General features: G+C 67.4%; 12 protein-coding genes. 9 read left to right on the top strand and 3 right to left on the bottom strand.

The genetic code is table 11. The features are described 5' to 3' along the window. Window positions 1–78: 78 nt before the first annotated feature. Both A6F68_RS01670 and A6F68_RS01665 read right to left on the bottom strand, forming a co-directional pair. Window positions 79–1,761 (bottom strand): hypothetical protein, encoded by a 1,683-nt coding sequence (locus tag A6F68_RS01670; RefSeq protein WP_067675445.1) that lies wholly within the window; start codon window positions 1,759–1,761, stop codon window positions 79–81. 44 nt (window positions 1,762–1,805) lie between these two features. Beyond that, window positions 1,806–3,038 carry a TIGR04063 family PEP-CTERM/XrtA system glycosyltransferase gene (locus tag A6F68_RS01665; protein WP_067675442.1) on the bottom strand — a complete coding sequence of 411 codons (1,233 nt, stop codon included), beginning with the start codon at window positions 3,036–3,038 and terminating at the stop codon, window positions 1,806–1,808. Between the two features lie 68 nt (window positions 3,039–3,106). On the opposite strand from A6F68_RS01665, the gene A6F68_RS15360 reads away from it, so the two are divergent. The 5 genes from A6F68_RS15360 (at window position 3,107) to A6F68_RS01645 (ending at window position 7,081) form a co-directional block, all read left to right on the top strand. Then, window positions 3,107–3,232, top strand: a complete 126-nt coding sequence (locus A6F68_RS15360) for a hypothetical protein (protein ID WP_257784456.1) — start codon at window positions 3,107–3,109, stop codon at window positions 3,230–3,232. Further along, window positions 3,229–4,617: a DUF5935 domain-containing protein gene (locus A6F68_RS01660; RefSeq protein WP_067675434.1), complete on the top strand. Its 1,389-nt coding sequence runs from the start codon at window positions 3,229–3,231 to the stop codon at window positions 4,615–4,617. Before A6F68_RS15360 ends, A6F68_RS01660 begins: the two co-directional genes overlap by 4 nt. Window positions 4,618–4,681: 64 nt before the next feature. Continuing rightward, the gene (locus A6F68_RS01655) at window positions 4,682–5,131 is read left to right on the top strand and encodes a MaoC family dehydratase (protein ID WP_067675431.1); all 450 of its coding nucleotides are present in this window, start codon (window positions 4,682–4,684) and stop codon (window positions 5,129–5,131) included. Between the two features lie 51 nt (window positions 5,132–5,182). Further along, complete coding sequence (locus tag A6F68_RS01650) at window positions 5,183–6,364, top strand: acetyl-CoA C-acyltransferase (protein ID WP_067675428.1); 1,182 nt, start codon at window positions 5,183–5,185, stop codon at window positions 6,362–6,364. 102 nt (window positions 6,365–6,466) lie between these two features. Beyond that, entirely contained in the window at window positions 6,467–7,081 is a 615-nt protein-coding gene (locus A6F68_RS01645) for a DUF4126 domain-containing protein (protein ID WP_067675425.1), read from the top strand. Here the strand turns inward: A6F68_RS01645 and A6F68_RS01640 are convergent. Further along, window positions 7,078–8,334 (bottom strand): polyhydroxyalkanoate depolymerase, encoded by a 1,257-nt coding sequence (locus A6F68_RS01640; RefSeq protein WP_067675423.1) that lies wholly within the window; start codon window positions 8,332–8,334, stop codon window positions 7,078–7,080. The genes A6F68_RS01645 and A6F68_RS01640 overlap by 4 nt on opposite strands. 156 nt (window positions 8,335–8,490) lie before the next feature. Here A6F68_RS01640 and A6F68_RS01635 point away from each other — a divergent pair, with 156 nt between their 5' ends. The 4 genes from A6F68_RS01635 (at window position 8,491) to A6F68_RS01620 (ending at window position 11,863) form a co-directional block, all read left to right on the top strand. After that, complete coding sequence (locus A6F68_RS01635; RefSeq protein ID WP_067675420.1) at window positions 8,491–10,323, top strand: ABC transporter transmembrane domain-containing protein; 1,833 nt, start codon at window positions 8,491–8,493, stop codon at window positions 10,321–10,323. 56 nt (window positions 10,324–10,379) lie between these two features. Then, complete coding sequence (locus tag A6F68_RS01630) at window positions 10,380–11,189, top strand: undecaprenyl-diphosphate phosphatase (protein ID WP_067675417.1); 810 nt, start codon at window positions 10,380–10,382, stop codon at window positions 11,187–11,189. 87 nt (window positions 11,190–11,276) lie between these two features. Continuing rightward, window positions 11,277–11,531 (top strand): GlsB/YeaQ/YmgE family stress response membrane protein, encoded by a 255-nt coding sequence (locus tag A6F68_RS01625; protein ID WP_067681837.1) that lies wholly within the window; start codon window positions 11,277–11,279, stop codon window positions 11,529–11,531. A 77-nt stretch (window positions 11,532–11,608) separates the two neighbouring features. After that, window positions 11,609–11,863 (top strand): hypothetical protein, encoded by a 255-nt coding sequence (locus A6F68_RS01620; protein ID WP_067675414.1) that lies wholly within the window; start codon window positions 11,609–11,611, stop codon window positions 11,861–11,863. The last annotated feature ends 87 nt before the right edge of the window (window positions 11,864–11,950 follow it).

Genomic DNA, 11,950 nt, shown 5'->3' with positions numbered 1-11,950 from the left:
TTTTCCGCAACCGCGAAGGACTTTGAGCGGGCTAAAGCGCGGCTTTCGCGCCTCGGAACCGGCGCATGAATAGGTATGTCAGGCGGCGCCGCTCATCCGCTGGAGCTTTTCGAGCGCTTCGCGAAGCGCTCGCTCGGTCTCGCCGGGGTTGGCCGGGGCGGCCGATCGAGGCGATGCGGACGATACCGCGACGCGGTCGGCAGGCGCGTCGAACGGGCGGATGCTGGCGGGCGTGGCGTCGCGCGCCGGGCCATCCGCGGCAGGCATCGCGCGGCGCGTGGCCTGGCCGGGAAACACCACGACCGGTTCGATCGCGGCGTCCAGTTCCTCAGGGTCGTCCTCGACCCGAGCCGCCTCGCGGGGCAGACCGAAGGGACTTTTCATCGCCAGGAGCGAGGAATACCCCTCGTCGACCGGCTCGCTTGCCGCTTCGTCTTCGTCATCTTCCGCGACCGGACCGGCGGCCGGAGGAGGCGCGAAGGGGCGAGCGCTCTGCGACAGCGAGAGCGACAGCTCGAGCGACGGGATGCCGTCGTCATCCTCGTCGTCCTCCGCACCGATGGCGTCGTCGTCAAAGCCGAACGGGCGCAGCGCTGCGGGTATCGACGGGATCACCGGTGCCGGTGCACCGTCGAAGGGGCGATCGGGGGCGAGCGTGGTCACCGCTGGCTCGCTGGCTACCGGCCCGGCACTCTTGGGGGCCAGGGCGAACGTGAGGTCGATCACGGATTCGCCTTCGGCGGTGACGTCGTCTGCGACATCGTCGCGAATCTCTTGACGGCGGCGCTGGAGCGCGCGGGCGAAACGCTCGACCAGGTCGACGATCGCCGGTTCGGCGGCCACCGGTGACGAATCGCCAGGCCCGGAATGTTCAGGGTCCTGGCCCAGCTGCTGCGGCGCAAATTCCGCCATCTCGATTTCCTTGCGAACGTCGGACGGGGCCTGCGTCTTGGCCACGTCTACGGGGGATTCGAAGCGCATCGACGGTGCGAAAGACGATTGGCTGACCGGCGGGCTGTTGAGCGAGGTCGTGCCGAACATCTCGAAGCGCCGCGGATCGTCGAACCGCCGCGCGCCCGACTCGTCGCCCGTCTGGCGATCGTCAGGGCTGGCTTCGTCCGCGGGATTGAAGTCGCCGAGGTCGAGCGGTTCCACGTCCGTGTCGGTCGCCGCTTCGTCCTGGCCCGCTTCTTCTGCGTCGAATTCCCCGGCGATGGGCAACGGTTCGTCCGAGGCATGGCCGGGGAGCGGTACACTCTCGAGGTACTCGCTGCGGGCACTGTCGTCGGTAACGGACAGCGCGCGGCGCCGGCCGGGAATGGAATCGCGAATCGGCGCATCGTCGTCGTCGCCGTTGTCGATTCCGTCGAGGCCGAGTTCCTCGTGCGCCGAGATGGGCCGCTTGGCACCGTCGTCCTGCGCCCGTGCGGTCGGCACGATTGCGGCGACCCGGCGCGGTGTGGTCCTGGGAGCATTTGCCGCGACCACCCGTCCGGCGAGCGCAAGGCCGATGAAAACGCCTACGACCGCTGCTGCACCGGCAATCGCCATGCGAGCGGTGAGCCCGAGTGGCGCCTGCGCGGCAAGGAAAACCGATGAGAGCCCGCTGGCTTCGCTCAGGCGCTCGAACAGCGTAACGGGAAGAACGAGGCTGCCGATCCCGAGCAGTGCCGCGAACCACAGCGCGACGATTGCGGGAAATGCCGGATGCGCGCTGACCGGCACTTTCGCCGCCGTCTTGCGCCTGGGCTTCTCGGTCACTCTTCTACCCCGTTTCAGCGGAAGCTTTCAGTCGGCTTGGGCCCTCAGGCTGCAGCCGACAGCTTCCCGTCCGCTGCCCGGGTTAGCAGCAGTTGGTAAACGTCCTGATAACGACGAATGTTGCGCGCCCAGTCGTGCTTTTCGCGGACATGGACGCGTGCGCGTTCGCGCATGGCGGGCCACGCGGAGCGCGCGTCGAGCACGTCGGCGAGCGCGTCTGCGCAGGCCTCGGCGTCGTGGGGCGGGAACAGCGTTCCGGTTTCGTCATCGACGATGAGTTCGCGGTGCCCGCCGACGTCGCTTGCGGCGACGAGCTTGCCCTGCGCCATCGCCTCGAGCGGCTTGAGCGGCGTGACAAGTTCGGTCAGGCGGCTGGCCTTGCGCGGATAGGCGAGCAGGTCGACAAGCGAGTAGTAGCGCTCCACCTCGTGGTGCGGGACGCGGCCCGTGAAGTGGATCGCGTCTGCCACAGGCGACCTGGCGGCCTGGGCGCGGAGCATCCCGTCCCTCGGTCCCCCGCCGACCAGCAGCAGCCGTGCACCCGGGTGGCGTTCGCGCAGGTGCGGCAGAGCCTCGATCAGCACGTCGAGCCCCTCGTAGTCGTAGAAGCTGCCGATGAACCCGACGACCGGGTCTTCCGCGCCGAAGCCGAGTTTGCTGGCGAGCGCCTCGTCGCGGGGCGGCGGGTCGCCAAACATCGAAAGGTCGACGCCGTTGGGCGAAAGGCCGATTTTCCCGGCGGCATGGCCGCGGTCGACCAGGTCGTCGCGCAGGCCGTGGCAGATCGTGAACACCGCATCGGCATCGTCGACCACGCGGTCCTCGAGCGCGCGGGTCAGGCGGTACTTGACCGATCCGGCGCGGCCCGTGCCGTTGCCGACCGCGGCATCCTCCCAGAAGGCGCGGATCTCGTAGACCACCGGAATGCCGAGCGCGCGACCGGCGCGCACCGCGGCGAGGCCGCAAAGGGCGGGCGAATGGGCGTGGATCACCTCGGGGCGCCAGTCCCGCGCCAGCGCGACGATCGCATCGGCAAGGCGGCCGATCTCGCGCCACTCGCGCATGCCGGACGGGCCCGTCACCTCGCCCCGCGTTCGATGGAACAGCAGGCCATCGGCGACCTCCGCCACGGGACCGTCGGCGGCATGGCGCAGGCCGGTGATCCCGCGAACCTCCAGCCCCGAGGCGGCCTGCGCCGCCATGATCGCACGCGTGCGGAAGGTGTATCCGCTGTGGAGCGGCAGCGAGTGGTCGAGGACGTGGAGCACCCTGGTCATGCGCCGCTTGTCGCACGACAGGCTTAACGGCGCGTCAACCGCAAGCGTGTAGGCGCGAGGACCTTGCGATGATCGACCTCTTTGCCCTTGCGCTGTCGCACGGCCTGCTGCTGCTGATGGTTCTGCGGCTGATGAGCCGCGACGATCTCGACCGCGACCCGCTGGCCCCGGGCGAGGCCGAGCCGCCGCGATGATCGACCTCGCGCTGTTCCTGTTCATCGCGGCTGTGCTGCTGCTCGGGCTGCGTCGTCCGTTCGTGTGGGTGCTCGCCTACATCTATATCGATACCCTCGCGCCGCAGGACATCGGCTGGCGATTCGTCGCCGCCCTGCCGGTGTCGCTCATCGCCTTCTGCGCGGCTTTCGCCGGGTGGTTGCTCGCCGACCCCAAGCACGGCGCCCGGTTCGGTTCGCGCCAGTGGCTGCTGACCATCCTGCTCGTCTGGTGCGCGATCACCACCGCCAACGCCGATTTCCCGGTCGAGGCGGCGCACAAGTGGGACTGGGTCTGGAAGGCGCTGGTCTTCGCGATCTTCCTGCCGCTGACGCTGACCACGCGGTTGCGGATCGAGGCGGCGGTGCTGACGATGGTGCTGACCGCGGGCGCGATCATCATCAACGGCGGGATCAAGACCGCCGCGGGCGGCGGCGGCTACGGCGTGCTCTACCTGTTCGTGAACAACAACACCGGGATGTACGAAAGCTCGACCATCTCGACCGTGGCGATCGCGATCATCCCGCTGATCCTCTGGGCGATGAAGCACGGCACGGTGTTCCCCCCCGACTGGCGCGTGAAGACCTTCGGCTATGCGCTGATCCTCGCGTGCCTGCTCATGCCGATCGGCACCGAGGCGCGTACGGGCCTCCTCTGCATCGCCGTGCTCGGCGTCCTGATGCTGCGCGACGTCAAGCGGAGGTTCGTCTACGTGGGCGCCGCGGTCGCGCTCGGCGTGGTCGCGCTGCCGTTCCTGCCGCAGAGCTGGTACGCGCGCATGTCCACGCTCGAGAGCCATGAGGAAGACACGTCCGCCTCGACCCGCGTCGCGGTGTGGGAATGGACGATCGACTATGCGAATAGCCACCCGATGGGGGGCGGGTTCGACGCCTATCGCGGCAACGAGTTCACCTACAAGGTCCCGGTACGCACCGGCGACGGCAACACGAGCTCGGTGAAGTTCGAGGATCACACCGACCGCGCGCGAGCCTATCACTCGGCGATCTTCGAGATGCTGGGCGAGCAGGGCTGGCCGGGCCTTGGCTTGTGGCTGCTGATTCACGGCCTCGGGCTTTGGCATATGGAGCGAATCCGGCGACGGTGGCGCAGCCGCGCGGCGCCCGGGCAGCGGTGGCAGGCCCCGCTCGCGGTGGCGCTGCAATTCGCGCAGGCGATCTACCTCGTCGGTTCGCTGTTCCAGGGTATCGCTTACCAGCCTTTTATCCTCACGCTCGTCGGCGTGCAGTGCGCGCTTTGGTCGTGGTGCCGCAATGCCGATTCGGAGCGCCGCGTTCGGCCGGGCCGCGCCGCGCGGCGACCGGCAGCGCGCGATGCCGTAACGGCAGGGGCTGCGCCGTTGCGCTAGGGCCGGACATGCGCCATGAGGCTGGCTGCTTTACGTTAGCGGCAAGTCGCAAAGGAGAGGCGCAATGTCCCCGCAGGAACTCGCAGCCAAGGTCGGCGAAACCATCGGCACCAGCGAATGGGTCGAAGTGACCCAGGAAAAGATCAACCAGTTCGCGGATGCGACCGGCGACCACCAGTTCATCCACGTGAACGAGGAAGCCGCCAAGATGACGCCGTTCGGCGGCACCATCGCGCACGGGTTTCTCACCCTGTCGCTGATCCCGATGCTGCGCGCCAAGTCCGACTGTCCGCGCCCCGACGGGGTCAAGATGGGCGTCAACTACGGCGGCAACAAAGTCCGTTTCCTCGCGCCCGTCCGCTCGGGCAAGCGCGTGCGCGGCCACTTCAAGCTGCTCGAGCTGGTCGAGAAGCGCCCCGGCCAGTGGCAGGAAACCATGGAAACCACGATCGAGATCGAGGGCGAGGACAAGCCCGCCCTGATCGCCGAGTGGATGAGCCAGTTCTTCGTCTGATCCACCTCCTCCCCGGGACCGGACCGACACTCAAGCAATCAGGAATTCATCATGCGTGACGCCGTCATCGTTTCCACTGCCCGTACTCCGCTGACCAAGGCGGCGCGCGGCGCTTTCAACAACACCACCGGCGCGACGCTGGGCGCGTGGTCGATCAAAGCCGCGGTCGAGCGCGCCGGGATCGAGGGCGCCGAGGTCGACGACGTCCTGATGGGCTGCGCGGTGCAGCAGGGCTCGACCGGCGGCAACGTCGCGCGCCTCGCGGCGCTGCGCGCCGGCCTTCCGGTGACCGTGCCGGGCATGACCATCGACCGGCAGTGCTCGTCGGGCCTGATGAGCATCGCCACCGCCGCCAAGCAGGTGATCGTCGACAACATGGACATCTGCGTCGCGGGCGGCCTCGAATCGATCTCGAAGGTCGTCGGCGCGGGCAAGATGTTCGTGGAGCCCGACCGCGAGCTGCTCGAGATGCACCCGCATATCTACATGCCGATGATCGGCACCGCCGAAGTCGTCGCCAAGCGCTACAACATCAGCCGCGAAGCGCAGGACGAATACTCGCTCCAGTCGCAGCAGCGCACCGCCGCGGGCCAGGCCTCGGGCAAGTTCGACGACGAGATCGTCGCCTGCACCGCGACGATGGCGGTCGTCGACAAGGAGACCAAGGAAGTCTCCTACAAGGAAGTCACCGCCACCAAGGACGATTGCAACCGTCCCGACACCACCCTCGAAGGGCTCGCCAGCCTGAAGCCGGTGATGGGCGAGGGCGGGGTGATCACCGCGGGCAACGCCAGCCAGCTTTCCGACGGTTCCTCGGCCTGCGTGGTCATGGAGGCCAAGGTCGCCGAGAAGCGCGGTCTTTCGCCGCTCGGCCGCTACGTCGGCATGGCGGTCGCGGGCACCGAGCCGGACGAGATGGGCATCGGCCCGGTCTTCGCGATCCCCAAGCTGCTCGAGCGATTCAACCTGAAGATGGACGACATCGGCCTGTGGGAGCTCAACGAGGCCTTCGCGGTGCAGGTGCTGTATTGCCGCGACCAGCTCGGCATCGACAACGACAAGCTCAACGTCAACGGCGGCTCGATCTCGATCGGGCACCCCTTCGGCATGACCGGCGCGCGCTGCGTCGGCCACGCGCTGATCGAAGGCAAGCGCCGCGGCGTGAAGTACGCCGTCGTGACGATGTGCATCGGCGGCGGGCAGGGCGCTGCGGGTCTGTTCGAGGTGCTTTGAGCGGCCTACCGCTTCGCTACTTGAGGCCGGGGACTGACCTCGTTGTAATCCTGCGAAAACAGGCGCATCCTCCCGCTGGATAACAGCGGGAGGGTCGCTCCATTGGGCATCATCGAAATCCTGGGCGTGGCGACGAGCGTCAGCTTGCTGGCGGGCTGGCGGCTCTACCTGACGATCTTCGCCACCGGCCTCGCCATGCGGCTGGGCGCGCTGCCGGTGCCCGACCATCTCGCTTCGCTCGACGTGCTGGCGAACCCGTGGGTCATGGGCATAGCCGCCACCGCCGCCCTGGCCGAGTTCCTGGCGGATAAGGTCGCCTGGCTCGATAGTGCGTGGGATGCGGTCCACACCTTCGTCAGGCCGATCGGCGGAGCGCTGCTCGCGCTCGCGGTGGTCGACCCGGGCGACCCGGCCTTCCAGGTCATGGCCTTCATCCTCGGCGGAGGAGCGGCCTTCGCGGCCCACGCCGGCAAGGCGGGATCGCGCGCGGTGGTCAACGCGAGCCCCGAGCCGTTCAGCAACATCGCCGTTTCGACCGTCGAGGACGTCGCGACGGCAGGGCTCCTGTGGGCGGCGTATGAATACCCGGTCGCCGCGGTGGGCATCGCGCTGGCGCTGCTCGCGCTGACAGTCGCCCTGCTGATGATGGCGCGGCGGGTGTTGAAGAGGCTGTTCGGGCGCCCGAAGCCGTCGCCCGAAGCACCGCCCGCGAGTTAGGCGACCGCCTTAAGCCGCTTCGCGCCGTGGCGCTCGATGAACGCTTCCACCTGCGGGGCGATCTTGTCGCGCCATCGGCTCCCGTTGAAGATGCCGTAGTGGCCCGCTCCCTCCGCAAGAAGGTATTGCTTCTTCGTCTTGGGTAGCCCGGTCGCAAGATCGAGCGCGGCCTTCGTCTGGCCGATGCCCGAGATGTCGTCGCGCTCGCCTTCGATCGCGAGGATCGCGGTGTCGCGGATCGCGCCGAGGTCGATCGCTTTGCCGCGGTGGACGAAGGTACCGTTCGGCAGCGAGTGCTTCTGGAACACCTCCTCGACCGTCTGGAGGTAGAATTCGGCGGTCATGTCGCAGACCGCGCGATACTCGTCATAGAACGCCTTGGTTGCGTCCGCGCTCGCCTCGTCGCCGATGGTGAGGTGCTTGAACATCTCGTAGTGGCTGATCATGTGGCTGCCGAGGTTCATGCTCATGAACCCGGCAAGCTGGAGGAAGCCCGGATAGACCCGGCGCCCGTGGCCAGGGTACTGCATCGGCACCGTCGCGATCACGTTCTGCCGGAACCAGGCGATGGGTCGTTCCATCGCGAGGTCATTGACCGAGGTCGGCGAGCAGCGGGTGTCGATCGGGCCGCCCATCATCGTCAGCGTGGCCGGGCGGGCCGGGTGGCGCGCGGCGCCCATGACCGCGGTAGCCGCAAGGGCCGGGACCGAAGGCTGGCAGACGGCGATGACGTGGGTGCCCTCACCGATGTGCTCGAGGAAGCCGACGAGGTAATCGATATAGTCGTCAAGGTCGAAGCGGCCCTCGCGCTCGGGGACCATCCGCGCGTCGGCCCAGTCGGTGATGTAGACCTCGGCCCGCTCGACCATGCGCGCGACCGTGCCGCGCAGAAGGGTGGCGTAATGCCCGCTCATTGGCGCGACGATCAGGACCTTGGGGGCATCTTTGGCCAGGCCGTCGTGCCGGAAACGCCGCAGGTCGCCGAAGGCGCGATGAAGGATCACCGCTTCCTCGATCGCGTGCGGGTGGCCATCGACGGTCACGGCTTCGATCCCGAAATCGGGCTTGCCGCGCGGCTGGGTCGCGTGGGCGAAGACCTCGAGCGCGCTCGATGCGATCGGGCTGAGCCCAAGATAGCCCCCCATGTATCCCAGCGGATAGCGGGGATTCGACATGAGTTCGGCCCCGATTGAGGCCCATGCGCTGACTCCCGTGAGCCAGGCGCGCTGCATTTCATAGGCGTGATAAAGCAACCGTGGTCCCCTGCTTGCCGCGCTTCTCCCGAACGCTTGCTGCGTTGCACCGTGCCCGCATTCGTTTCGTTGTGCAACGCACAAACGTGGATGAGGGGTCCGGGAAGGGGCAGGCGCGGTGGATTTCCGTCGCCAGCCCCCTTATGTCCGGCGCCGATGGACGCGAGCAATCCCGGCGAAGCACCCGAAACCGATGAGACGCTGCCGCCGGACGATCCGGTAGTGGCGCCCAAGGCGCGAAGCATCCGTCCGCTGGTGATGATCTGGCGCCAGGCGCTGAAATACCCGGCCCAAGTTGCCCTGGCGCTCGTCGCCCTGTCGATCACCGCGGCGGCGACGCTCGCCATCCCGGCCTATTTCAAGGTCCTGATCGACCGCGGTTTTTCGCGCGGCGGCGACATCGAAGGCATCAACCACGCGGTCGAACTGCTGTTCGGCGTGGTCGTGGTGCTGGGGATCGGCACCGCGCTGCGGTTCTACTTCGTCAGCTGGCTCGGCGAGCGCGTCGTCGCGGACATTCGCGAAAAGGTGCAGGAAAACCTGCTGCGCCTTGCCCCCGGTTTCTACGAGGAGAACAGCCCCAAGGAAATCTCCAGCCGGATGACCAGCGATACCACGCTGATCGAGCAGGTCGTCGGCACGACTGTTTCGGTGGCGCTGCGCAACACGCTGATGGCGATCGGCGGGACGGCCTACCTGTTCTATCTCGTGCCCCAACTCACCATGTGGATGGTCTTGGTAATCCCGGCGGTGGTGATCCCGATCACCGTTTTCGGCCGGCGGCTGCGCAACGTCTCGCGGACGAGTCAGGACCGTGTGGCCGACATCGGGGCGATGGTTACGGAGGTGCTCGGCGCGATGAAGATCGTCCAGGCCTTCAACCAGGAAAGCCGCGAGCGCGCCCGCTTCAACGCAGCGGTCGAGGACTCCTTCAACACGGCGCGTCGGCGCATCATGATCCGCGCCGCGATGACCGCGCTCGTCATCATGGTCGTGTTCGGTGCGATCGTGCTGCTGCTGTGGCGCGGCGCGGTGGGCGTCGCGAGCGGGGAAATCTCGGGCGGCACCATCGCCGCGGTGGTGCTGACCGCGGGCCTCGTCGCCGGATCATTCGGCGCGCTGACGGAAGTGTACGGCGACCTGCTGCGCGGTGCGGGTGCGGCGAGCCGGCTCGCCGAGCTGCTGCACGAGGAGCCTGCCATCGCGCCGCCTGCCCGGCCCGAGGCGCTGCCGGTGCCTCCGCGCGGGTCGCTGAGCTTCCGCAACGTCAGTTTCCGCTATCCCACCCGGCTCGAAAGCCCCGCGCTGCGCGACTTCACGCTCGAGGTGCAGCCGGGCGAGACGGTCGCGATCGTCGGCCCCTCGGGCGCGGGCAAGAGCACGATCTTCCAGCTGGTCGAACGGTTCTACGATCCCCAGGCGGGCACCATCCGGCTCGACGGCGTGCCGCTGACCAGCGCAGACCCGGCGGAGATTCGCAAGCGTATCGCCTTCGTGCCGCAGGAAGGCGTGCTGTTCAGCGCCAATGCGCGCGACAACCTGCGCTATGGCAACTGGGAAGCAACCGACGACGAGATCTGGGAAGCGGCCCGCGCCGCCAATGCCGAACGGTTCCTGAGCGAGCTGCCCGACGGGCTCGACACGTTCCTCGGCGAAAACGGCACACAGTTGTCGGGCGGCCAGCGCCAGCGCGTCGCCATCGCCCGCGCCCTGCTGCGCAAGGCCCCCATCTTGCTGCTCGATGAGGCGACGAGCGCGCTCGACGCGGAAAGCGAGCGGCTGGTGCAGGACGCGCTCGAGCGGCTGATGGCCGACCGCACCACGCTGGTGATCGCGCATCGCCTCGCCACCGTGCGCGCCGCCGACCGGATCGTGGTGATGGACGAAGGCCGCATCGTCGAACAGGGCAGTCACGGCGTTCTGGCCAGCGCCGGCGGGCTCTATGCGCGTCTCGCCGAGCTTCAGTTCGGCGCGACCGAAGCGGCCTGAGCCGGAATCGGACCTCGCCTTGACTTGTCCTTCGGTTGCGCCATGAGCCCGCGCGCATGGAAATGATCCTCACCGCCATATTGCTCGGACTGCTCGAAGGTCTGACCGAGTTCCTGCCCGTGTCGTCGACAGGACACCTGATCCTGGCGCAGGCCATATTCGGCTACAGTCCGGAGGAATGGTCGCAGTTCAATATCGTGATCCAGTTGGGAGCGATCGCGGCGGTCCTCGTCACCTATCGCAAGTTGTTCTGGTTCGCGGGTATCGGCCTTTTTCGCGGCAAGGGGGAATCGATCCGATTCGTTCGCAACATCCTCGCCGGTTTCATGCCCGCGGCCGTCATCGGACTGCTTGCCAAGGACGCGATCGATGTGATGCTCGGCAGCCCGCTCGTCGTTGCGAGTGCGTTGCTCATCGGGGGCGTCGCGATGCTGGTGCTGGAACGCACGATCCCGGCACGCGAGGATACCGGAGTCACCGAGATGCCCGTGCGCACCGCGATCCTGATCGGCTTCGCGCAGTGCCTGGCGATGATCCCGGGCACGAGTCGCTCGGGCGCGACGATCCTCGGCGCTCTGGCGCTGGGGGTGGGGCGCAAGACTGCTGCGGAGTTCTCGTTCTTCCTCGCTGTTCCCACCATGCTCGGCGCCGCGACCGTCAAGATCCTCGACGATCCCGCCCTGCTCGCGGGAGAAGCGACGATTGGATGGGGAGAGATCGCGGCAGGGTTCTTCGCCGCCTTCATCATGGCGATGATCGTCATTCGTGCTTTCGTCGCCTACGTGTCCCGGCGGGGTTTCGCCCCGTTCGCCTGGTATCGCATCGTCGTCGGCCTCGCCGCGCTGGCGTGGCTGACCCTCGCATAGGAGCCATCGGTTCGTCGCATCGGGCGGAACCATCCCTTCCTTCGCGGCTTGTTGCTGGGAAGTGACACGAATTTTTGCGAGTAAGTGGTGGGTTTGATCGTTCTTCTGGCCGTCGGCGCCGTCCTTGGATGGCTCGCATCGATCGTCACGCGAAGCGACGATGCGCGCGCCATCGTGCTGCACGTGATCGTAGGGATCGCCGGCGCACTCCTCTTCGGCTCTCTGGTGAGCAGCGAATCGCTGCTTGTCGGCATTTCGGCCACCACCCTTCTCGCAGCCGCGGTCGGGGCAAGCGTTCTACTCGCGATCCTCGCATTTGCCCGCTTGCGCCTTGCGCGCTGAACTTGCCTTATTTTTGACTTACCACCCGGGGCCAGCCTTGATAGAGAGGCCCCCCATCCAAAAAGGGGAAGACTGAAATGAAGAAACTCATTGCTATCTCGTCGGCGCTCGCCCTCGGCCTCACCGTCGCTGCCTGCGACGGCCCGCAAGAAAATGCCGCCGAAGACGCCGGCGAGCAGGCTGCCGAGGCCGTGAACGAAGAAGCCGAGGCGATGGAAGACGCCGGCACCATGACCGACGAGCAGGCCGACGCGATGACCGACGCCGCCGAGGACAAGGCCGACGCGATGGAAGAAGCCGGCGAAGCCGCCGACGAAACCACCGCGCAGTAAGCCTTTCGGTTCGAACAGGAGACGGCCCCGGAGAGGGGTCCCCACAAAGTACTACTTTGTGGGGTTCCCAGGTTTCCGGGGCCGTTT

Origin of the sequence: Tsuneonella dongtanensis, assembly GCF_001698205.1 — a bacterium.
In the GTDB taxonomy this organism is placed as follows: Bacteria; Pseudomonadota; Alphaproteobacteria; order Sphingomonadales; family Sphingomonadaceae; genus Tsuneonella; species Tsuneonella dongtanensis.
The sequence above is the reverse complement of the archived record's forward strand: the minus strand, read 5'-3'. Positions and strand labels throughout refer to the sequence as shown.

What these genes read in the sequence shown, in the direction of transcription:
- A6F68_RS01660 (WP_067675434.1), top strand. Translation starts at nt 3,229, where the DNA reads ATGATCGACCTCGCGCTGTTCCTGTTCATCGCGGCTGTGCTGCTGCTC.
- A6F68_RS01650 (WP_067675428.1), top strand. Translation starts at nt 5,183, where the DNA reads ATGCGTGACGCCGTCATCGTTTCCACTGCCCGTACTCCGCTGACCAAG.
- A6F68_RS01620 (WP_067675414.1), top strand. Translation starts at nt 11,609, where the DNA reads ATGAAGAAACTCATTGCTATCTCGTCGGCGCTCGCCCTCGGCCTCACC.
- A6F68_RS01630 (WP_067675417.1), top strand. Translation starts at nt 10,380, where the DNA reads ATGGAAATGATCCTCACCGCCATATTGCTCGGACTGCTCGAAGGTCTG.
- A6F68_RS01655 (WP_067675431.1), top strand. Translation starts at nt 4,682, where the DNA reads ATGTCCCCGCAGGAACTCGCAGCCAAGGTCGGCGAAACCATCGGCACC.
- A6F68_RS01665 (WP_067675442.1), bottom strand. Translation starts at nt 3,038, where the DNA reads ATGACCAGGGTGCTCCACGTCCTCGACCACTCGCTGCCGCTCCACAGC.
- A6F68_RS01635 (WP_067675420.1), top strand. Translation starts at nt 8,491, where the DNA reads ATGGACGCGAGCAATCCCGGCGAAGCACCCGAAACCGATGAGACGCTG.
- A6F68_RS15360 (WP_257784456.1), top strand. Translation starts at nt 3,107, where the DNA reads ATGATCGACCTCTTTGCCCTTGCGCTGTCGCACGGCCTGCTGCTGCTG.